Annotated in this window: 16 protein-coding genes; 8 read left to right on the forward strand and 8 right to left on the reverse strand. The window is 64.3% G+C overall.

All coding sequences use genetic code 11. The features are described 5' to 3' along the window. Window positions 1-269: 269 nt before the first annotated feature. The 6 genes from OSH12_RS20575 to dnaK all read right to left on the reverse strand — a co-directional run bounded on the left by OSH12_RS20575 (window position 270) and on the right by dnaK (window position 6516). The gene (locus OSH12_RS20575) at window positions 270-890 is read right to left on the reverse strand and encodes a 2,3-bisphosphoglycerate-dependent phosphoglycerate mutase (protein WP_266345500.1); all 621 of its coding nucleotides are present in this window, start codon (window positions 888-890) and stop codon (window positions 270-272) included. A 20-nt stretch (window positions 891-910) separates the two neighbouring features. Continuing rightward, window positions 911-1723: a 4-hydroxy-tetrahydrodipicolinate reductase gene (gene dapB, locus OSH12_RS20580; protein ID WP_266345501.1), complete on the reverse strand. Its 813-nt coding sequence runs from the start codon at window positions 1721-1723 to the stop codon at window positions 911-913. Window positions 1724-1780: 57 nt separating this feature from the next. Then, the gene (gene pyrF, locus OSH12_RS20585) at window positions 1781-2488 is read right to left on the reverse strand and encodes an orotidine-5'-phosphate decarboxylase (RefSeq protein WP_266345502.1); all 708 of its coding nucleotides are present in this window, start codon (window positions 2486-2488) and stop codon (window positions 1781-1783) included. A 176-nt stretch (window positions 2489-2664) separates the two neighbouring features. Then, the gene (locus tag OSH12_RS20590) at window positions 2665-3261 is read right to left on the reverse strand and encodes a class I SAM-dependent methyltransferase (protein ID WP_266345503.1); all 597 of its coding nucleotides are present in this window, start codon (window positions 3259-3261) and stop codon (window positions 2665-2667) included. Between the two features lie 70 nt (window positions 3262-3331). Next, the gene (dnaJ, locus tag OSH12_RS20595) at window positions 3332-4480 is read right to left on the reverse strand and encodes a molecular chaperone DnaJ (protein WP_266345504.1); all 1149 of its coding nucleotides are present in this window, start codon (window positions 4478-4480) and stop codon (window positions 3332-3334) included. Between the two features lie 134 nt (window positions 4481-4614). Further along, on the reverse strand, window positions 4615-6516 hold the full coding sequence (gene dnaK, locus OSH12_RS20600) for a molecular chaperone DnaK (RefSeq protein WP_266345505.1): 1902 nt from the start codon (window positions 6514-6516) through the stop codon (window positions 4615-4617). Between the two features lie 224 nt (window positions 6517-6740). Here dnaK and OSH12_RS20605 point away from each other — a divergent pair, with 224 nt between their 5' ends. Both OSH12_RS20605 and pncA read left to right on the forward strand, forming a co-directional pair. Beyond that, a complete protein-coding gene (locus OSH12_RS20605) occupies window positions 6741-7403 on the forward strand; it encodes an alpha-ketoglutarate-dependent dioxygenase AlkB family protein (RefSeq protein ID WP_266345506.1) in 663 nt (220 codons plus the stop codon). A gap of 80 nt (window positions 7404-7483) precedes the next feature. Then, window positions 7484-8110: a bifunctional nicotinamidase/pyrazinamidase gene (gene pncA, locus OSH12_RS20610; RefSeq protein WP_266345507.1), complete on the forward strand. Its 627-nt coding sequence runs from the start codon at window positions 7484-7486 to the stop codon at window positions 8108-8110. 79 nt (window positions 8111-8189) lie between these two features. On the opposite strand, the gene OSH12_RS20615 is transcribed toward pncA, so the two are convergent. After that, window positions 8190-9089: a glycosyltransferase family 17 protein gene (locus OSH12_RS20615; protein ID WP_266345508.1), complete on the reverse strand. Its 900-nt coding sequence runs from the start codon at window positions 9087-9089 to the stop codon at window positions 8190-8192. 41 nt (window positions 9090-9130) lie between these two features. Next, on the reverse strand, window positions 9131-11413 hold the full coding sequence (locus tag OSH12_RS20620) for an NADP-dependent malic enzyme (protein ID WP_266345509.1): 2283 nt from the start codon (window positions 11411-11413) through the stop codon (window positions 9131-9133). 152 nt (window positions 11414-11565) lie between these two features. Here OSH12_RS20620 and mutS point away from each other — a divergent pair, with 152 nt between their 5' ends. The 6 genes from mutS (at window position 11566) to OSH12_RS20650 (ending at window position 21225) form a co-directional block, all read left to right on the forward strand. Next, window positions 11566-14280, forward strand: a complete 2715-nt coding sequence (gene mutS / locus OSH12_RS20625) for a DNA mismatch repair protein MutS (RefSeq protein WP_407660765.1) — start codon at window positions 11566-11568, stop codon at window positions 14278-14280. A gap of 25 nt (window positions 14281-14305) precedes the next feature. After that, on the forward strand, window positions 14306-17137 hold the full coding sequence (locus OSH12_RS20630; protein WP_266345638.1) for a [protein-PII] uridylyltransferase: 2832 nt from the start codon (window positions 14306-14308) through the stop codon (window positions 17135-17137). A 182-nt stretch (window positions 17138-17319) separates the two neighbouring features. After that, window positions 17320-18885 (forward strand): murein biosynthesis integral membrane protein MurJ, encoded by a 1566-nt coding sequence (gene murJ / locus OSH12_RS20635; RefSeq protein ID WP_266345510.1) that lies wholly within the window; start codon window positions 17320-17322, stop codon window positions 18883-18885. Window positions 18886-18956: 71 nt separating this feature from the next. After that, on the forward strand, window positions 18957-19997 hold the full coding sequence (gene trpS, locus OSH12_RS20640; protein ID WP_266345511.1) for a tryptophan--tRNA ligase: 1041 nt from the start codon (window positions 18957-18959) through the stop codon (window positions 19995-19997). Window positions 19998-20048: 51 nt separating this feature from the next. Next, a complete protein-coding gene (locus OSH12_RS20645) occupies window positions 20049-20543 on the forward strand; it encodes a universal stress protein (RefSeq protein ID WP_266345512.1) in 495 nt (164 codons plus the stop codon). A 121-nt stretch (window positions 20544-20664) separates the two neighbouring features. Continuing rightward, window positions 20665-21225 (forward strand): NifU family protein, encoded by a 561-nt coding sequence (locus OSH12_RS20650; protein ID WP_266345513.1) that lies wholly within the window; start codon window positions 20665-20667, stop codon window positions 21223-21225. Window positions 21226-21238 lie beyond the last annotated feature (13 nt).

Below are 21238 nucleotides of genomic sequence, written 5' to 3' on the forward strand. Positions count from 1 at the left end.
AAAAGTCGGAATCGACCCAGATGGATCTTGCCCAAGAGGAGCCTCCTGAACCCTCCTTCGAGGCCCGGCTTCGCCGGGCACCTCAGGATGAGGATCGAGTTTGGAAGGTTCTTCTGAATGTGGGCGCTTCACGTGCGGATCGGCGCGGTCCAAACACTATGGACCCGACACTCGGGATGTCGAATTCGCGGCAAAGCGCTTCGACATCCGTCATGGTTCAGTTGGCGGCCGGATGCTACCGCATGCGTTCCAGCCGCCGGCTCATGGGATCAGCCCTTCAGGACTTTCTTCTCGGCAACCGTCGAGTCGGCATTGAGGCGGTAGACGATCGGCACACCGGTCTCCAGCTCGCGCTCGAGGATCTCGGCCGGCGTCAAACCTTCCAGCGCCATGATCAGGGCGCGCAGCGAATTGCCGTGCGCCGCGACGATCACCTTTTCGCCGCGCATGACGGGAGGCAGAATGTTGAAGATGTAGTAGGGCCAGACGCGGGCGCCGGTATCCTTGAGCGACTCGCCGCCGGGCGGCGGTACGTCATAGGAACGGCGCCAGATCTTCACCTGCTCCTCGCCCCATTTTGCGCGGGCGTCATCCTTGTTGAGGCCCGAGAGATCGCCATAGTCGCGCTCGTTCAGCGCGACGTCGCGGATCGTCGGCAGCTCCGGCTGGCCAAGCTCGCCGAGCATGAGCTTCAGCGTGTGCTGGGCGCGGCTCAGTTCCGAAGTGAACGCGAGGCCGAAGGAGAGGTCGAGCGCCTTTAGGCGCTTGCCGGCGGCGGTCGCCTCGGCGATGCCCTGCTCGGTCAGTTCCGGGTCGCGCCAGCCGGTGAAGAGGTTCTTCAGGTTCCAGTCACTCTGGCCATGGCGCACAAGCACGAGAAGGCGATCCATACGGAAGGCTCCTTTTGGGGTCAGTCGGTGAAGCCGAGCACGTCGGCCATGGAATAGCGACCGGGTTTGCGGCCGTGGGCCCAGAGCGCCGCCTTGATGGCGCCGCGGGCGAAGAGGGCGCGGTCGGAGGCGTGATGCGACAGGGTGATCATCTCGCCCTCGCCGGCAAGCATGACGGAATGGTCGCCGATGACGCTGCCGCCACGCAGGCTCGCGAAACCGATGGTGCCGCGCTCGCGCGGACCGGTGATGCCGTCGCGCACGCGGACAGAGTTTTCGGCGAGGTTGATATCGCGACCCTCGGCGGCGGCCTGGCCGAGCATCAGCGCGGTGCCGGAAGGTGCGTCGACCTTGTGGCGATGGTGCATCTCGAGCACTTCGATATCGAAATCGGCGTCGAGCGCGCGCGCCGCCTGCCGCACGAGTTGCGCCAGCAGATTGACGCCAAGGCTCATATTGCCGGACTGCATGATGACGGCATGGCGCGCGGCGGCGTCGATCGCGGCGTGGTCCTCGACCGAAAGGCCGGTGGTGCCGATGACATGGACGATGCGTGCCTGCGCGGCGATTTCGGCAAAGGCGAGCGTCGCAGCCGGCGTGGTGAAATCGAGCACGCCCTGCGCCTTGGCGAAGACGGGCAGCGGATCGTCCGTGATGGTGATGCCAAGCGCCGGCAGGCCGGCGACCACGCCGGCGTCCTGGCCGACGAAGGGCGAGCCCTCGCGTTCGATCGCGCCGGCGACGGTGACGCCTTCGGTTTCTGTGACCATCCGGATCAGCGTCCGGCCCATGCGGCCGGCGGCGCCGACGATGACGAGACCCATATCGGTCATGGCGAGTTTCCCCCGGTTTCAGAGCGCATATAGCAGGCGGATGACGGATGGGGGAGACTAGATTGCCGAGGCGGTCTCGATTTCCGAGAGAATGGCCTTGGCGGCCGCCTTCGGATCGGCCGCTTCGATGATCGGCCGGGCGACGACCAGATGGTCGGCACCGGCGCGAATAGCGGCCGCCGGCGTGGCGATCCGCTTCTGGTCGCCGACCATGGAGCCAGCCGGCCGGATGCCCGGCGTGACGATGGCCATCCCGGCGCCCACCACGGCGCGCATGGCACCAGCTTCTTCCGGCGAGCAGACGATGCCGTCCATGCCGGCGGCGCGCGCATCGGCGGCGCGGCGGGCGACCAGCTCGGCCGGTCCGACGGCATAGCCGGCCGCGGCGAGGTCGCTGTCGTCCATCGACGTCAGGACCGTCACGGCGAGCAGGCGCAGGTCGCTGCTGCCCTTGCCCTGCACAGCGGCGCGCATCGCCTTCGGGTAGGCGTGGATGGTGCAGAAATGCATGCCGAGCTTGGCGATGTTCTGGACGGCGTGCTCGACCGTATTGTCGATGTCGAGCAGCTTTACGTCGAGGAACACCTTCTTGCCGCGTTCGACCAGCCGCTCGGCAAAGGTCAGCCCGCCGGCAAAGGAAAGCTGCAGCCCGACTTTGTAGAAGGTCACCGTATCGCCCAGCGTCGCGACCATCTCTTCTGCCGCGTCCACGGTGGGAACGTCGAGGCCGACGATCAGGCGGTCGCGAATATCGAGCAGGGGCATGGGTCGGGCCTTATGGTTCCGCCGCTATGCGCGGCTTGTCGGATCAATTCGTGCGGCAGCGCCAGCTTGGCAAGGATCGGCACACGTCGCGTTGCGCACGTTCGCGCGACGAGGCGATGCTGGCCGGTTTTAGGCAGGTCGGCGAAAAGGGCAAGAGGCTGCTGCGAGGAAGCCGGTCAATGGGTCCGGCGATAGACCCAGACGCGGGCCGGCGGCACGTTTTTCATGACCCAGCCGGTATGAGAGGTCGAAAACAGCGCGGGATCGGGCGGAACAGGGGAATTGAGCCCGTAGGAAAACTGGATGAACGGACGGCCCGGAGACAGGCGGGCAAATGCGTCGCTGATCAGCGTGCTGCGGCGCTGGGGCGGCTGAGTCAGGAGCGGCAGGCTGGAAATGACGGCTGCAACCGGCCCTTCGACGCATCCTGCCAAGGCCTGGTCGAGGGCATAGGCGTCGCCCTGAATGATCCGAATGCCGGTGAATCGCTTTTCCAGAAGCCGGCAGAAATCGGGGCTGTATTCGATCGAAACGATCCGCTCGGGCGCCACGCCGCGCTCCAGCAACGCCTGGGTCACCACGCCGGTGCCGGGGCCCAGCTCGATGATCGGCAGCGTGTCGTCCGGGTCGACGAAGCTGGCCATCAGCTTGGTCAGCGCCTTGCCGGAAGGGGTGACGGAACCCATCGACAGGGGCTTGCCCATCCAGCTTCGAAAGAAGCGGACTTCGTCCGCCACAAGCGCTTTGAACTTTCGCTTCTGGATTGAGGACATTCAGCACCCGATCGTTGAGACAGCGGATTATGCACGCGCCTTCGCGGCAATCCTGTGACTTCCTATCGTGTCAGGTGCCACCGAAAAAGTCTCGGATCCGGGCGAAGAAACCTGCCGATTCCGGGTTGGTGTCTTCCGAAGACGCCTTCTCGAATTCTTCCAGCAGCTCGCGCTGGCGGCGAGACAGGTTGCGCGGCGTTTCCACCACAACCTGGATGTACATGTCGCCCATCTGGCTGGAGCGCAGAACCGGCATGCCCTTGCTCTTCAGGCGGAACTGCTTGCCGGTCTGGGTGCCTTCGGGAACCTTGACGCGCGTCTTGCCGCCATCGACCGTCGGCACGTCGAATTGGCCGCCAAGCGCCGCTGTTGTCAGCGAAATCGGCACGCGACAGAAGATATCGGCGCCTTCGCGCTGGAACAGGCTGTGCGGCTTGACCGACAGAAACAGGTAGAGGTCGCCGGTCGGGCCACCGCGAAGTCCGGCCTCGCCCTCGCCGGAAAGGCGGATGCGGGTGCCATCCTCGATGCCGGCCGGGATGTTGACCGAAAGGGTGCGCTCCTGCGTCTTGCGGCCGGAGCCAGCGCATTTGTCGCAGGGGTCGGAGATGATCTCGCCGCGACCCTGGCAGGTCGGGCAGGTGCGTTCGATCGAGAAGAAGCCCTGCGCCGCGCGCACGCGGCCATGGCCTTCGCACGTCGTGCAGACCTTGGGGTGCGATCCGGGCTTGGCGCCGGAGCCATTGCAGGCGTCGCAGGCGACCTTGGTGGGAACGTGCACTTCCGCCGTTTTGCCGGCGAAGGCTTCTTCCAGCGTGATTTCCATGTTGTAGCGCAGATCGGCGCCGCGCTCGCGCCCACCACCGCCGCCGGAACGCTGGCCGCCGCCACCGCCGCGACGACCGCCGCCCATGAACTCGCCGAAGATGTCGTCGAAAATATCGGACATCGAGGAAGAGAAATCGCCGGAGAAGCCGGGGCCGCCGCCGCCATTCTCGAAGGCAGCATGGCCGAAACGATCATAGGCCGCGCGCTTCTGCGGGTCCTTGAGCATCTCGTAGGCTTCGTTGATTTCCTTGAACTTGCCTTCGGCAGTGTGATCGCCCGGATTCTTGTCCGGATGAAACTGCATCGCGAGCTTGCGAAAGGCGACCTTCAGGCCCTTGTCGTCGCAATCGCGCGCGACGCCCAGCAACTCATAATAATCGACTTTTGCCATGCGGTGCCCGTGGTGCAGCGAGCCGGAACTCAAGGATCTGAGTCGGGCCTTCAGGTGAAGGGCACAAGCCTGTGCCCTATAGTTTAGAGGCCCGGCGCGCCGCGCCGGGCCTCTTGGTTCAGTCCAAACGTGCCTTAGGACGACTTCTTCTTGTCGTCGACTTCCTCGAAGTCGGCGTCGACGACGTCGTCAGATCCGGCAGCTTCGGCGTTGCCGTCTGTCGGGGCGCCTTCAGCATTGGCGTACATCGCCTCGCCGAGCTTCATCGAAGCCTGGGCCAGCGTGTTGGTCTTCTGCTGGATCGCTTCCGGATCGTCGCCCTCGAGCGCGGTCTTCAGATCGGCGATGGCGGTCTCGATCGTCGACTTGTCGGCGGCCGAGATCTTGGAGCCGAACTCGCCGAGCGACTTCTCGGTCGAATGGACCAGCGCTTCGCCCTGGTTCTTCGCCTCGACGACGGCACGACGCTTCTTGTCTTCAGCCGCGTGGCTCTCGGCGTCCTTGACCATCTGCTCGATGTCGGCGTCGGTCAGGCCGCCCGAGGCCTGGATGCGGATCTGCTGCTCCTTGCCCGTGCCCTTGTCCTTGGCCGACACGTTGACGATACCGTTGGCGTCGATGTCGAAGGTGACTTCGATCTGCGGCACGCCACGCGGCGCCGGCGGCAGGCCGACGAGGTCGAACTGGCCGAGCATCTTGTTGTCGGCGGCCATTTCGCGCTCGCCCTGGAAGACGCGGATGGTCACGGCCGACTGACTATCCTCAGCCGTCGAGAACACCTGGCTCTTCTTCGTCGGGATCGTCGTGTTGCGTTCGATCAGGCGCGTGAACACGCCGCCGAGCGTCTCGATGCCGAGCGACAGCGGGGTCACGTCGAGCAGCAGAACGTCCTTGACGTCGCCCTGCAGAACGCCGGCCTGGATCGCGGCGCCCATGGCGACGACTTCATCCGGGTTGACGCCCTTGTGGGGTTCCTTGCCGAAGAACTGCTTCACGATTTCCTGGATCTTCGGCATGCGGGTCATGCCGCCGACCAGGACCACTTCGTCGATCTCGGCTGCCGACAGGCCGGCATCCTTGAGCGCTGCCTTGCACGGCGCAACGGTCCGCTGCACCAGATCGTCGACCAGCGCCTCGAACTTGGAGCGGGTCAGCTTGATCGCAAGGTGCTTCGGGCCCTTGGCGTCTGCCGTGATGAAGGGCAGATTGATTTCGGTCTGCTGGGCCGAGGAAAGCTCGATTTTGGCCTTTTCGGCGGCTTCCTTCAGGCGCTGCAAGGCGAGCTTGTCGCCGCGAAGGTCGATGCCCTGCTCGCGCTTGAACTCGTCGGCGAGATAGCTGACGAGGCGCATGTCGAAGTCTTCGCCGCCAAGGAACGTGTCGCCATTGGTCGACTTCACTTCGAAGACGCCGTCGCCGATCTCGAGAATCGAGATGTCGAACGTGCCGCCGCCGAGGTCATAGACCGCGATCGTCTTGCCGTCGTTCTTGTCGAGGCCGTAGGCGAGCGCTGCCGCCGTCGGCTCGTTGATGATGCGCAGGACTTCGAGACCGGCAATCTTGCCGGCGTCCTTGGTCGCCTGACGCTGGGCGTCGTTGAAGTAGGCCGGAACCGTGATGACGGCCTGCTCGACCGGCGTGCCGAGGAAGGCTTCCGCCGTCTCCTTCATCTTCATGAGGATGAAGGCGGAGATCTGGGCGGGGGAGTACTTCTCACCCTCGACTTCGACCCAGGCGTCGCCGTTCGGACCCTTGACGATGTTGTAGGGGACGAGGTGCTTGTCCTTCTCGACCATCGGATCGTCATAGCGGCGGCCGATCAGGCGCTTTACCGCGAAGAAGGTGTGCTCGGGATTGGTGACGGCCTGGCGCTTGGCCGGCTGGCCGACCAGCTTTTCGCCGTCATCCGTGAACGCGACCATGGACGGCGTCGTGCGCGCGCCCTCGGCGTTCTCGATGACTTTCGGCGTCTTGCCGTCCATCACGCTGAGGCATGAATTCGTTGTTCCGAGGTCGATACCGATGACCTTAGCCATATTCTCTCTCCTTTTGGCGGGCCGTGCGGACCCTCATCGAGGCTTCCGCCGTGCCGGGCAGGTGCCCGTACGGCCCCCATGAACACTGTGATTTGCGCGGTATCGGCAAAACGTGCCGGCCTACGCAGGTTCTGCGCGTATATAAGAAGATGCCTAAACGGTCGCAAGGCGGCTCTTTGCTGGATTGCGGTCGATCTACGTTTCCAGGGGAGACAATGCAAGGAATGCCGGTAATCGAACCGCGCTCGGCGCCCTTGGAAGGTTTTCGTCTGCTGCCCGGCCGCTTCGATCGCGCGGCGCAGGAAACGTTGCGCGATGCGATCCGGTCGGTTGTCGCGGTGGCCCCTCTCTATCGTCCCAGCATGCCGCGAACCGGCAAGCCGTTTTCGGTCCGGATGACCAATTGCGGAATCCTCGGCTGGGTCTCGGACCAGACCGGCTATCGCTACCAGCCGACCCATCCGCTGACCGGCGCACCGTGGCCGGACATTCCTCCGATGTTAGTCGATCTCTGGCAAGAGGTGGCTGGATATCAAGATCCGCCCGAAGCGTGCCTGGTCAATTTCTACGAGCCGGATGCTCGCATGGGGTTGCATCAGGATCTTGACGAAAAAGAGTTCTTGGCGCCCGTGCTTTCCGTGTCCCTCGGTGACACCTGCCTGTTCCGCATCGGCGGTACGAAGCGAGGCGATCCGACCCGGTCGCTCCGGCTTGCTTCGGGGGATGTGGTGCTGCTCGGCGGCGAGGCAAGGCTCGCCTTCCACGGAGTCGACCGAATCTACCCCGGTACTTCGACGTTGCTGTCGCAGGGCGGTCGGATCAATCTCACCCTGCGCCGGGTCACGAAACCGACGGATGCTATTCCCCGCTCCGCTTTTCTTGGTTAACTAAGGCCGTCAAACGTTCTTAGGCGCCCAAAGGCGTTGTTGTGCCAAAAGGACGTTGTTGTGCCTGAGAAGGAAATGTCGTGGCTGAATCGAACAGTGTTCTGATCGTTACCGATATTCAGAACGATTTTCTGCCGGGCGGCGCGTTGGCCGTGTCGGACGGCGATGCGATCATCCCTCTGGTCAATGAACTGGCACGGAGCTTCCAGAACGTCGTAATAACGCAGGATTGGCATCCGGCGGGTCACATCTCGTTCGCGTCCAGTCATGCCGGGCGCAACCCGTTCGAGACCATCGGCCTGCGCTACGGGCCGCAAGTGCTCTGGCCAGACCACTGTATCCAGGGCTCGGCAGGGGCCGCGCTTGCTTCAGGCCTCGACATTCCCCACGCGCAGATGATCCTCCGCAAAGGCTACCACGCCCACACCGACAGCTATTCCGCCTTCTTCGAAGCGGATCGCAAGACGCCGACAGGTCTCACCGGCTATCTGTTCGAGCGCAGCATCGATCGGGTCTTCGTCGTCGGCCTCGCCACGGATTTCTGCGTCTCCTGGACGGCGCAGGATGCTCGCGCCCATGGCTTCGAGACGACGATGATCGAGGACGCCTGCCGGGCCATCGATACCGAGGGTTCGCTGGCCGCCGCCAATGCGATCATGGACCGAATTGGCGTACGCCGCGTTCATTCGACGACACTCTCGCTCTGAAACGACGAGCGCGGAGCCGCCTGGCTTCCGCGCCGCGTCTGAGCAAGTGGAAGCCGGTTCGGCACCGGCTACACCGCGATCAGCGTGACGAAGTCTGGGGAAGGTCGCCTGCTGCGTCTGGCGTGGCGATCAAGCCGGCGAAACGGTCCGGGTTGTCTCTCACGAAATCCGGCAGGTTCTGCAGCGTCTCCAGGCGCGGAAATTGCGGAGCCTTGTTGAGGCTGGCCTTTTGCAACAAATCGTCGATCTGCTTGGCGATCGCAGGCACGGACTCCATGTCCGGGTTTATGTGCGAATAGGCCATCATCTTCTCGCGGACGGCCGCGGGGCCGTTCATCGACGTGAAGTGCCAACCCGCATTGGGAACGCGTACCCAGGGACGTGGACGTACGCCAAGCGTCATCCGCTTCCACTGCCGCAGCACGGAAAGGATGCGCCGCTCCTTCGGCGCCCATCCCGGTCCGCCGGCGCGGAGCGCCTGGAGCTTGCGCACGTCGCCGTAGCGCGCCATCCGCGGCTTGTCCCAACCAGACGCGACGGCAAGGTTTAGAAGGAAGATGTAGTAGTCCATCTCCAGCAGATGAACGCATTTCGGTCCATCGGCCCGAACGATGGCCTCGATCGTACTGGCACGCGGGATCTCGTCGATATCGCAGAGGATGACGAAATCGTCGGGTGCGGCATCGCGCAGGCCGCGTTTCAGCGCGTTACGCTGAAAGCGCTCCTTCTTGAAGTAGTCCCGCTCCTTGTTGCCACCGCCGAGCGGCAGATCGTCGACGACGACATGCTCGATCTTGGGTAGGAACCGCGCGAAGCGCGCGCGGTTCTCTTGAAAGACCAGAGGCTTTGGCTGTCCCCTGAATGTGTAGGGGGATTCGCACAGCACAAAGCGGTCGACGACGGCGTCGAGTTCGTTCAGACGCACCTCCAGCAGGTCGAGTTCGTTGAAGAAGGTGAAGCAGTCAAAAACTCGCGGCATTCATCACTCTGTGGTCTTGGGGCAGGTGTCGCAGATCGTACTCAGCCGCCGACATTAAAGGCGGCCAGCGCCGCCATGTTGACGATATCGCTGTCGCGAGCGCCGAGTGACAGGATCTGCACCGGCTTGTCGAGACCGACAAGCATCGGGCCAATGACCGTTGCACCACCGAGTTCCTGCAGCATCTTGGTCGAGATCGAGGCTGAGTGGAACGCCGGCATCACCAGCACATTGGCCGGGCCCGACAGGCGGCAGAACGGATAGGCTGCCATCGCCTTCGAATTCAGCGCGACGTCCGCCGCCATTTCGCCGTCAAACTCAAAGCTGACGCGGCGCTGCTCCAGGATCTGCACCGCTTCGCGCACATGGCGCGAACGCTCGCCTTCGGGCTGGCCAAAGGTGGAATAGGCCAGCATGGCGACGCGCGGCTCGTAGCCGAGACGCTTGGCGACGCCGGCCGCCTCGATCGCGATCTCGGCCAGTTCCTCGCCCGACGGCATGTCGTGCACGGCCGTGTCGGCCACGACGACGGTGCGGCCGCGCACCAACGCGATCGAGACGCCGATGACGCGGTGACCGGGGCGCGTGTCGATCACCTTGCGGACATCGTTGAGCACGGTCGAATAGTTGCGCGTCACGCCCGAGACCATCGCGTCGGCATCGCCCAGCGCCACCATGGTGGCGCCGAAATAATTGCGGTCCGTGTTGATCAGGCGCTGGCTGTCACGATGCAGGTAGCCCTGCCGCTGCATCCGGGCATAGAGGAAGTCGATATAGGCCGGATTGCGCCTCGACAGACGGGCGTTGTGGATTTCCATGCCTTCCGCGAGCTCGATGCCGGCATTGGCGGCCGTCTCGCGGATGATGTCCTCGCGGCCGATCAGGATGGCGGTGCCCAATTCCTGGGCGACAAAGCTCGCGGCGGCGCGGATCACCTGTTCTTCTTCGCCCTCGGCGAAGACGACCCGCTTCGGATTGCGGCGAACCCGCTCATAGATCCGGGCCAGCGTGCCGACGATCGGGTCGCGGCGTGCCGAAAGCTCGATCTTGTAGGCGGCCATGTCCTCGATCGGCTTGCCTGCGACGCCGCTGTCCATCGCCGCCTGGGCGACGGCGGCCGGGATTTCCGACAGAAGCCGCGGGTCGAACGGCACCGGGATGATGTAGTTCGGACCAAAGCGCGGACGGACGCCCTGATAGGCGGCGGCAACCTCGTCGGGCACGTCCTTGCGGGCAAGGGCGGCCAGCGCCTGCGCGGCGGCGATCTTCATGTCCTCGTTGATCGTCGTGGCGCGCACATCGAGGGCGCCGCGGAAGATGTAGGGGAAGCCGAGAACGTTATTGACCTGGTTGGGATAATCCGACCGGCCGGTTGCCATGATCGCGTCGTCGCGGATTTCGGCGACTTCTTCCGGCGTGATTTCCGGATCGGGATTGGCCATGGCGAAGATGATCGGATGCGGCGCCATCGAGCGGACCATGTCCGGCGTCAGCGCCCCCTTGGCCGAAACGCCGAAGAAGATGTCGGCGCCCTTCATGGCGTCTTCGAGCGTGCGGGCATCGGTGGGTGAGGCATGCGCCGTCTTCCACTGGTTCATGCCCTCGGTGCGGCCCTGATAGACCACGCCCTTGGTGTCGCAGAGCAGCACGTTTTCAGCCGGGACGCCCATCGCCTTGACCAGCTCGATGCAGGCGATGCCGGCGGCACCGGCGCCGTTGCAGACCAGGCGGGTGGTCTTGATGTCTCGCCCGGTCAGATGCAGCGCGTTGATCATGCCGGCGACGGCGATGATCGCGGTGCCGTGCTGGTCATCATGGAAGACGGGAATGTCCATCAGTTCGCGCAGGCGGCTTTCGATGATGAAGCAGTCCGGCGCCTTGATGTCCTCGAGATTGATGCCGCCGAAGGAGGGGCCGAGATAGCGGACGGAATTGACGAAGGCGTCGACGTCCTCGGTATCGATCTCCAGATCGATCGAATCGATATCGGCGAAGCGCTTGAACAGCACCGCCTTGCCTTCCATCACCGGCTTCGAGGCGAGGGGGCCGAGATTGCCGAGGCCGAGGATGGCCGTGCCGTTCGAGATCACGGCGACCATGTTGCCGCGGGTCGTATAGTCATAAGCCTTGGACGGGTCGGCGGCGATCGCGTGTACCGGCACGGCGACGCCGGGCGAATAGGCGAGCGACAGGTCGCGTTGGGTCGCCATCGGCTTCGTCGGCGTGATTTCGAGCTTGCCCGGCCGTCCCATGGCGTGGAAGTCCAGCGCCTCCTTGTCGGTCAGCGCGGGGCCGCTTTTGGCGGGAGGTTTGGTGTCTGTCATGGATGAGGGCTCGGTCAGGGGCGTTTCCAAGGCGGATGGCATTTGCCATCTCGATTGCGGATGCGGACGATATCACCGGTTTCTGTGATCTCAAGCATGCCGATCGCCGACGCGAGGGTGAAACACCTTCAACGTTTTGCTAGCGTCTCTCCATGCTTGATCCTCACCCCGCCCCCGATGCCGCCGCTCCTCGTCCGACGCCCATGATGGAGCAATTCCTTGAGATCAAGGAAGCCAATCCGGGCAGCCTGCTTTTCTACAGGATGGGCGATTTCTACGAGATGTTCTTCGAGGACGCCGAGATCGCCTCGCGGGCGCTCGGCATCACCTTGACCAAGCGCGGCAAGCATCTGGGCGACGACATTCCGATGTGCGGCGTGCCGGTGCATGCCGCCAATGACTATCTGCAGAAGCTGATCTCGCTGGGGCATCGGGTCGCGGTTTGCGAGCAGCAGGAAGATCCGGCCGAGGCGAAGAAGCGCGGCGGCAAGTCGGTGGTCAAGCGCGGCGTCGTGCGCCTGGTCACGCCCGGCACGCTGACCGAGGACACGCTGCTCGATGCCGGCCGCAACAACTACCTCGCCGCCGTGGCTCGTCTTCGCGGCGCGGCCGCCGATGGCAGCGACCGGTTCGCCATTGCCTGGATCGACATTTCGACCGGCGACTTCCGGCTGGCGGAAACCGACCAGCTCCGCCTTTCGGCCGATATCGCCCGCGTCGACCCGCGCGAGCTTCTGGTTCCCGACAGCTTCTTTGCCGATGACGCTTTGGGGCCCTTCGTTCGCGAACTCTCCGTCGCCGTGACGCCCTTGCCGGGCGCCTTTTTCGACGGTTCGACCGCCGGCGCGCGGCTTGCCGCCTATTTCGGCGTCAACACGCTGGACGGTCTGGGTTCGTTCTCTCGTGTGGAGCTTTCGGCGGCGGCGGCGGCGCTCGCCTATGTCGAGAAGACGCAGATCAGCGAACGCCCGCCGCTTTCCCGACCGATCCGCGAGAGCGACGGCGCGGTCATGCTGATCGACGCGGCGACGCGCGCCAATCTCGAATTGACCCGCACGCTGTCGGGCGAGCGACGCGGCAGCCTGCTCGCCGCCATTGATCGCACCGTCACCGGCGCCGGATCTCGTCTCCTGGCCGAGCGGCTTTCCAGCCCTTCGACGGACCCGGAACTGATCGAACGTCGCCTCGACGCGCTCGATCACATGCTGAAGCTCGGTCGCCGCCGCACCATTATTCGCGAGGCGCTGGGCGCCAGCCCCGATCTGGCTCGTGCGTTGTCGCGGCTGTCGCTCAATCGCGGCGGACCGCGCGATCTCGCCGGCATCCGCTACGGCCTCGACGCGGCCGCGCGGCTCGCCGCGGTGCTGGGCGAGGACGGAGCTGCCCTGCCGGATGAACTCGTCTCGGCCCATGCCGCGCTCGTCGATGCGCCGCACGACCTCGCCGCCGAACTGATGGGAGCGCTTGCCGATGAGCTGCCGCTCCTGAAGCGCGACGGCGGCTTCGTTCGTCCAGGCTATGACGTCGATCTCGACACCACGCGGGCGCTGCGCGACGAGAGCCGGCAGGTGATTGCCGGGCTACAGGCGACCTATGCTGTAGAGACCGATATCAAGCCGCTGAAGATCAAGCACAACAATGTGCTCGGCTACTTCATCGAGGTCCCGCAGCAATATGGCGAGCGCCTGCTCGGCGCTGATTATGCCGGCCGCTACATCCACCGCCAGACCATGGCGGGGGCGATGCGTTTCATCACGACCGAACTCGCCGATCTGGAGGCGAAGATCGCCTCGGCCGGCGACCGGGCGCTGGCAATCGAGCAGGCAACCTTCGACGCGCTGCTGGCGCATGTCGTCGGGGTCTCGGATGCACTCCGGGCAGTGGCGGCGGCGCTGGCTGTCATCGACGTGACGGCGGCTTTGGCGACCTTGGCCGAGACGGACAATTATGCACGGCCGGTCGTCGATCATTCGCTCGCCTTTGCCATCAAGGGCGGTCGCCATCCCGTCGTCGAACAGGCGCTGAAGCGCGAGGGCAGCGTCGCCTTCGTCGCCAATGGCTGCGCACTGGGCGCCCGCACCGATGGCAAGCCCGGCCTGATCTGGCTGATCACCGGCCCGAACATGGCGGGTAAATCGACCTTCCTGCGCCAGAACGGCCTCATCGCCATCCTCGCCCAGATCGGCTCCTACGTGCCGGCGGAAAGCGCCCATCTCGGTATTGTCGACCGACTGTTCAGCCGCGTCGGCGCCGCCGACGATCTCGCGCGCGGGCGCTCGACCTTCATGGTCGAGATGGTCGAGACGGCGGCAATCCTCAACCAGGCGACGGATCGCTCGCTGGTCATCCTCGACGAGATCGGGCGCGGCACCGCGACCTTCGACGGCCTTTCGATCGCCTGGGCGGCCATCGAGCACCTGCACGAGGTCAATCGCGCGCGCGGCTTGTTCGCGACCCACTATCACGAGCTGACGGCGCTGTCGCAGCGCCTCGACCGGCTCGAAAACGCCACCGTGCGCGTCAAGGAATGGAATGGCGACGTCGTCTTCCTGCATGAGATCGTCGCCGGTGCCGCCGATCGCTCCTATGGCATCCAGGTGGCGAAGCTCGCCGGCCTGCCAGCCTCCGTGGTGGCGCGGGCGCGCGACGTGCTCTCGCATCTGGAGGAAACCGACCGGAAATCTCCTGCGGCGACGCTGATTGACGATTTGCCGCTTTTTGCCGCTTTGGTGGCAAAACCGCAGCCTGTCGTAGCGGAAGATCCCCTCGGCCCCGCCCTGGATGGTCTGCAGCCGGACGAAATGACCCCGCGCGAAGCGCTGGAGGCGCTATACCGGCTCAAGGGGCTGCGGCCGCGTCCCGCATGACGCGGCGCCCTCTATTGGCGCGCCCATAAAAAGCGGTTTACGGTCCGGCCATACCGTCACGCCCAAGGCCGCTGCCTCCATGACCCGATCCGACTCCACGCTCCTCGACCGCTCCTCCCTCGCGGCGGAGTTGCACGCGCTGGCGCCGGGGCGGGACAAGTCGGCTTTGCGCTCGGCCGTGCTCGCCCATCTCAAGCAGGTTCTGCGCGAGGGCCGCGCGAGCGCCGAGGCGCAGCTGATCGCCGATGGTCTCGGTAGCGCTTGCGCCCGAACCCTCTCTGCGCTGCAGGACGAGGTGATCGGTGCGATCTACACGGTTGCCATCCGGCATATCTACCCGGCCGAAAACCCGACCGCGGCCGAGCGGATGGCGCTGGTCGCGGTCGGCGGCTATGGCCGCGGCATGCTGGCGCCGGGATCCGACATCGATCTGCTGTTCGTGCTGCCCTACAAGCAGACGCCCTGGGGCGAGAGTGTCGTCGAATTCGTGCTCTACATGCTGTGGGATCTCGGCCTCAAGGTCGGCCACGCGACCCGCAATCTCGACGAATGCATCCGTCTGTCGCGCAGCGACATGACCATCCGTACGTCCATCCTCGAAGCCCGCTATCTCTGGGGCGACGAGGGGCTGTTCAATGACCTGACCCGGCGCTTCGATACCGAGGTGGTCAAGGGCACGGGTCCTGAGTTCATCGCGGCGAAGCTGGCCGAGCGCGACGAGCGCCATCGCCGGCAGGGCGCCTCGCGTTATCTGGTCGAGCCCAACGTCAAGGAAGGCAAGGGCGGCCTGCGCGATCTGCACACGCTGTTCTGGATCGCCAAGTATTTCTACCATGTTGGCACGGGCGACGCGCTGGTCGAGGCCGGCCTGTTCTCGCGCTCCGAGCTGGCGCTGTTCCGCAAGGCCGAGGACTTTCTCTGGTCGGTACGCTGCCATCTCCATTTCCTGACAGGACGGCCGGAGGAGCGGCTCTTCTTCGACGTCCAGCGGGAAATGGCGGTTCGCCTCGGCTACACCTCGCATCCTGGCCTGAAGGATGTCGAGCGCTTCATGAAGCACTATTTTCTGGTCGCCAAGGATGTCGGCGACCTGACGATGATCTTCTGCGCCGGGCTGGAGGAGGAGAACGCCAAGCCGGCGCCACTGCTCAACCGCTTTTTCAATTTCGGCTCGCGCCGCCGACATCGCAAGATCACAGGATCGAGCGATTTCATCGTCGAGCATGACCGCATCAACATGGCGGATCCCGATGTTTTCCGGCGCGATCCCGTCAATTTGATCCGCATCTTCCATCTCGCCGACAAGAACAACCTTGCCTTTCATCCCGACGCGATGAAGCAGGTGACGCGCTCGCTGAAGCTGATCGATGGCAAGTTGCGTGACGATCCCGAGGCGAACCGGCTCTTTCTCGAACTGCTGGCCTCGCGCAACCAGCCGGAGACTGTCATCCGCCGCATGAACGAGGCGGGTGTGCTTGGCCGCTTCGTGCCGGATTTCGGCAAGGTCGTGGCGATGATGCAGTTCAACATGTACCACCACTATACGGTGGACGAGCATTTGATCCGCTCCGTCGGCGTTCTGGCCGAGATCGATGCCGGGGGGCGCAGCGAGGAACATCCGCTCGCCGATCTGGTGATGCCGACAATCCAGGATCGCACGGCGCTCTACGTGGCGATGTTCCTGCACGATGTCGCCAAGGGCAGGCCGGAGGATCACTCGATCGCTGGCGCAAGAGCGGCGCGCAAGCTCGGACCGAGGCTTGGTCTGACGCCGGCGCAGACCGAAACCGTGGCCTGGCTGATCGAGCACCACCTGCTGATGAGCATGACCGCGCAATCGCGCGATCTCGGCGACCGCAAGACGATCCAGGATTTTGCCGCTGTTGTGCAAAGCCTCGAACGGCTGAAGATGCTGCTCGTCCTCACCATCGCCGATATCACGGCGGTCGGGCCTGGCGTGTGGAACGGCTGGAAAGGCCAGCTTCTGCGCACGCTCTATTATGAGACCGAGCCGCTTCTGACCGGCGGCCATAGCCAGGTCTCGCGCGATCAGCGCGTCGGCGCCGCCAAGGCCGAATTGATCGATGCGCTGAAGGATTGGCCGCAGGCCGACCTCGACGCCTATCGCGACCGGCATTACCCGGCCTATTGGCTGCGAGTCGATCTCCCGCGCAAGATCGCCCATGCGTCGCTGATCCGGAATGCTGATCGGTCCGGCCAGACGCTGGCGACGGCCGTCTCCACGCACGCCTTCGAGGCGATCACCGAAATCACCGTGCTGGCGCCGGATCATCCGCGCCTTCTGTCGATGATCGCGGGCGCCTGCACGGCGGCTGGCGGCAACATCGTCGACGCGCAGATTTTCACGACGACGGACGGGCTCGCCATCGACACGATCTTCATCGCCCGGGAATTCGATACCGACGAGGAAGAGATGACCCGCGCGCTGAAGGTCGGCTCGCTGATCGAGCAGGCCCTGTCCGGCACCGTTGCGCTGCCCGAGGCGATCGCCAAGAAAGCGAAGCCGCGCGCCAAGATCAAGGCGTTCACGGTCGAGACGCGCATCCTGCTCGACAATTCCTGGTCGAACCAGTTCACGGCGATCGAGGCTTCGGGGCTCGACCGGCCGGGCTTGCTTTACGACCTGACGCGCTCGCTCTCGGACCTCAATCTCAACATCGCTTCGGCGCATGTCGTGACCTTCGGCGAGCGCGCGGTCGATGTTTTCTACGTAACCGACCTGACCGGCCGGAAGGTGATGAACGCCAATCGCGAGGCGAGCATCCGCCGCCGCTTGCGCCAGGCCTTCGAGGGCGCCCCGCCGGTGGACAAGACGCCGGCCCGCAAGGCCGGCTGACGCGGCCCCGGGCTGGAACGCCGTGTTGCTGATCGTTCGTTCTCGATACAGGTTGCCGGCGGGTTGTGGTGTTCGGCTGGTGGCCTTCGCTTGGCCTTGATTTTGAAGCAACCAAAGGTCTAACTCGGCCCGCTCGCGGACGCGGGCGTTCCTTTGCTTCATCCCGATCCTTCCAGGTGGCAATGTCTCTTCTGAAAAACTTTGTCACCGTCGGCGGTTCGACGACATCGAGCCGGCTTCTCGGCTTCGTCCGCGACATGTTCATGGCGGCGGCGCTCGGCACCGGGCCGGTGGCGGACGCGTTCATGGTCGCTTTCCGCTTTCCCAATCTGTTCCGCCGGTTGTTCGCTGAGGGCGCATTCTCCTCGGCCTTCATCCCGCTCTTCGCCGGCAAGCTGGAAGCTGAGGGTCTCGACGAAGCCAAGCAGTTTGGCTCCGAGGCGCTGTCGGCGCTGTTCGCCTTTCTTATCCTGCTGACGGTCGTCGCGCTGATCGCGATGGTGCCGCTCATGTATGTGATGGCGCCCGGCTTCGTTTCGGACCCGTCGAAATTCGATCTTGCCGTGCTGTTGACGCGGATCTCCTTCCCCTATCTGACGCTGATCTCGCTACTCGCGCTCTATAGCGGCGTGCTGAACGCGCAAGGTCGTTTCATGGCGGCGGCGATGGCGCCGGGCCTGCTCAACGTCGTGCTGGTGGCGGCGCTCGCCTATATCCTGTTCAACAAGCTCGAGAATACCGCCGAGGCCGGCATCCTGCTTTCCTGGGCAACGTTGATCGGCGGCGTGTTTCAGTTGGCTGTCGTCATCTTCGACGCGTGGCGCAGCGGCCTGCTGCTGAAGCTGCGCTGGCCGCGCCTGACGGCCGGCGTTCGCCGCCTGACCAAGCTCGCCGTACCGGGGCTGATCGCCGGTGGCGTCACCCAGATCAACATCGTCATCGGCACGATGATTGCCTCCTTCGCGCCCGGCGCCATCGCCATCCTCGGCTATGCCGACCGCCTGTATCAGCTGCCGCTCGGTATCGTCGGCGCGACCATTGCCGTCGTCATGCTGCCGGATCTGTCGCGCCAGGTCCGCGCCGGCCGGACGGATCTCGTCCATTACACGCAGAACCGCAGCCTCGAATTCGCCATGACGCTGACGCTGCCGGCGGCGATCGCGCTGTTCGTGCTGGCGAAGCCGATCGTCCAGGTCTTGTTCCAGCGCGGCGAGTTCGGGCTCGACGATACGCTGGCAACGGCCCACACGCTGATGGGCTTTGCCGTCGGCCTGCCGGCTTTCGTGCTGATCAAGGTGCTTTCGCCAGGCTTTTTCGCCCGCGAGGACACCAAGACGCCGATGTGGTTCGCGGGCGTAAGTGTCGTCGTCAATATCGTCGGCTCGCTGGCGCTGTTCCCGTCCTTGACCTATGTCGGCATCGCCATCGCCACGAGCCTCTCGGGCTGGGTCAATGCGCTGCTGCTTGGTTGGGCGCTGCACCGTCGCGGCCATTTCCTGTTCGACGACAAGGTGAAGCGCAACATGCCGCTGGTGCTGGTCGCGGCGGCGGCGATGGGGCTTTCCGTCTTTCTCGCGGCCTGGTGGGCCGAGCCCTATTTCGCCGACCAGCGGATCCTGTTCCGCGCCGTGGCGATGGGGACCATCTGCGGCATCGGCCTGATGCTGTTCGCACTTTTCTGCCAGCTGGCGGGCGTCGTTCATTTCGGCGCCATGATCGGAAAGCTGCGCAATCGTGGCCGCCGCTGAATAGCCGCTGATCGAATACTTGCGCGCTACGGCGCACCGCGCGATAACGCGCCGGAAAAACGGGGTTTCTGATGACCGAATTCAAGACGCGCATCTTTTCCGGCGTCCAGCCGACCGGCAATCTGCACCTTGGCAACTATCTCGGCGCGATTGTCAATTTCGTCGCGCTGCAGGAAGCCAATGAGTGCATCTATTGCGTCGTCGACATGCACGCGATCACCGTCTGGCAGGACCCGACCGAGCTGACGCGTCAGATCCGCGAAGTCACGGCTGCCTTCGTCGCCGCCGGCATCGATCCGGTGAAGCACATCGTCTTCAACCAGAGCCAGGTTTCCGCGCATGCGGAATTGGCCTGGATCTTCAACTGTGTCGCGCGCATCGGCTGGATGAACCGCATGACGCAGTTCAAGGACAAGGCCGGCAAGGACAAGGAGAACGCCTCGCTCGGCCTTCTCGCCTATCCGAGCCTGATGGCCGCCGACATCCTCGCCTATCAGGCGACGCATGTTCCGGTCGGCGAGGACCAGAAGCAGCATCTCGAACTGACGCGCGACATCGCGCAGAAGTTCAACAATGACTACTCGGAATCGATCGCGGCGCATGGTTTTGGCGACGCTTACTTCCCGATCACCGAGCCGGTCATCACCGGTCCCGCCACCCGCATCATGTCGCTGCGCGACGGCACCAAGAAGATGTCGAAGTCGGATCCGTCCGATTATTCGCGCATCAACCTGACCGATGACGCCGACGGCATCGCCCAGAAGATCCGCAAGGCCAAGACCGATGCCGAGCCGCTGCCCGGCGAGGTCGAGGGCCTGAAGGGCCGTCCCGAGGCCGACAATCTCGTCGGCATCTATGCCGCGCTGTCCGGCCTCACCAAGGACGACGTGCTGCGCGAATTCGGCGGCCAGCAGTTCTCGGGATTCAAGCCGGCGCTCGCCGACCTGGCGGTGGAGAAGCTCGGTCCCGTCGGTGGCGAAATGCGCCGCCTGATGGCCGACCCCTCGCACATCGACGCGATCCTCGCCGATGGCGCTTCGCGCGCCGATGCGATCGCCCGGCCGATCCTCGATGGCGTCAAGGACGTCGTCGGCTTCATCCGCCGCAAGTAGCAAGCTTTTCGGCGGCTTGCAGCGCAGGCCGCCGAATGGCAGCATTGCACCATGCTGATGAAGCGCAAGAGTACGGAAACAGGTCACCGCCGCAAGTTTTTGGCGGTGATCGATGACACGCCCGAATGCTCGCGCGCCGTCATCTATGGCGCTCGCCGCGCCGACCGCACCAGCGGTGGCCTTGTCCTGCTTTATGTGATCGAGCCGACCGGCTTCCAGCATTGGATCGGCGTCGAAAACATTATGCGCGCCGAGGCGATGGACGAAGCCGAGACGACGCTTGGCCGCTTCGCCGATCTTGCCCGCCGACATTCCTCGATCGAGCCGGAAATGGTGATTCGCGAAGGCACCCGCGCCGAGCAGATCACCGCGCTGATCGAGGATGACGAGGATATCGCCATCCTCGTCCTGGCTGCCGGCACCGATAAGGAAGGGCCGGGTCCGCTCGTATCCTCCATCGCCGGCAAGCTTGCAGCGACCTTCCCGGTACCGATCACCATCGTCCCCGGCACGCTTTCCGACGAAGACATCGCCGCCATCGCTTGAAACTTGACCCTGAGACTACGATTTTAGGCGTCAGGTCGTGATTCCGCTTGGACGGACCCGCGACAATGACTAATATGCGTTTCTAGAAATATTCTAAACAAGATCGCACGGAGCCCGCATCATGTTCATCCAAACCGAAGCGACGCCGAATCCGTCGACCTTGAAATTCCTGCCTGGCCGCCTCGTGCTGCCGGAAAGCACGGCGGATTTCCGCGACTCGAGCGAAGCTGGACGTTCGCCCTTGGCCGAGCGCCTGTTCGCCGTCAACGGCGTCGCCGGCGTGTTCCTCGGCCACGACTTCATCAGCGTGACGAAGAAAGAGGGCGAGTGGCAGCACATGAAGCCCGCTATCCTCGGCGCGATCATGGAGCATTTCATGGCCGGCGTGCCGGTGCTGGCAACCCTGAAGCCGCATACGGCGGATGAGGGTGAATTCTTCGATGAAGGCGACGCCGAGCTGGTCGAAACGATCAAGGAACTGATCGAGACGCGCGTTCGCCCCGCCGTGGCGCAGGATGGTGGCGACATCACCTTCCAGGGTTTCCGGGATGGCGTTGTCTACCTCAACATGCGCGGTTCTTGCGCGGGCTGCCCGTCCTCGACGGCGACGCTCAAGCACGGCATCCAGAACCTCCTGCGTCATTTCGTGCCGGAAGTTCGTGAAGTTGAAGCGGTTTCCTGATCCGCAGCGCTCG

The sequence above is a fragment of the Kaistia terrae genome (genome assembly GCF_026344005.1).
Taxonomy (GTDB): Bacteria; Pseudomonadota; Alphaproteobacteria; order Rhizobiales; family Kaistiaceae; genus Kaistia; species Kaistia terrae.

Excerpts from the sequence above, each read along its gene's own strand:
- pyrF (WP_266345502.1), bottom strand. The coding sequence starts at position 2,488 with ATGCCCCTGCTCGATATTCGCGACCGCCTGATCGTCGGCCTCGACGTT.
- dapB (WP_266345501.1), bottom strand. The coding sequence starts at position 1,723 with ATGACCGATATGGGTCTCGTCATCGTCGGCGCCGCCGGCCGCATGGGC.
- OSH12_RS20575 (WP_266345500.1), bottom strand. The coding sequence starts at position 890 with ATGGATCGCCTTCTCGTGCTTGTGCGCCATGGCCAGAGTGACTGGAAC.
- OSH12_RS20645 (WP_266345512.1), top strand. The coding sequence starts at position 20,049 with ATGCTGATGAAGCGCAAGAGTACGGAAACAGGTCACCGCCGCAAGTTT.
- dnaJ (WP_266345504.1), bottom strand. The coding sequence starts at position 4,480 with ATGGCAAAAGTCGATTATTATGAGTTGCTGGGCGTCGCGCGCGATTGC.
- OSH12_RS20605 (WP_266345506.1), top strand. The coding sequence starts at position 6,741 with ATGCCGGTAATCGAACCGCGCTCGGCGCCCTTGGAAGGTTTTCGTCTG.
- mutS (WP_407660765.1), top strand. The coding sequence starts at position 11,566 with ATGCTTGATCCTCACCCCGCCCCCGATGCCGCCGCTCCTCGTCCGACG.
- OSH12_RS20590 (WP_266345503.1), bottom strand. The coding sequence starts at position 3,261 with ATGTCCTCAATCCAGAAGCGAAAGTTCAAAGCGCTTGTGGCGGACGAA.
- OSH12_RS20620 (WP_266345509.1), bottom strand. The coding sequence starts at position 11,413 with ATGACAGACACCAAACCTCCCGCCAAAAGCGGCCCCGCGCTGACCGAC.
- OSH12_RS20650 (WP_266345513.1), top strand. The coding sequence starts at position 20,665 with ATGTTCATCCAAACCGAAGCGACGCCGAATCCGTCGACCTTGAAATTC.
- trpS (WP_266345511.1), top strand. The coding sequence starts at position 18,957 with ATGACCGAATTCAAGACGCGCATCTTTTCCGGCGTCCAGCCGACCGGC.
- OSH12_RS20615 (WP_266345508.1), bottom strand. The coding sequence starts at position 9,089 with ATGCCGCGAGTTTTTGACTGCTTCACCTTCTTCAACGAACTCGACCTG.
- dnaK (WP_266345505.1), bottom strand. The coding sequence starts at position 6,516 with ATGGCTAAGGTCATCGGTATCGACCTCGGAACAACGAATTCATGCCTC.
- murJ (WP_266345510.1), top strand. The coding sequence starts at position 17,320 with ATGTCTCTTCTGAAAAACTTTGTCACCGTCGGCGGTTCGACGACATCG.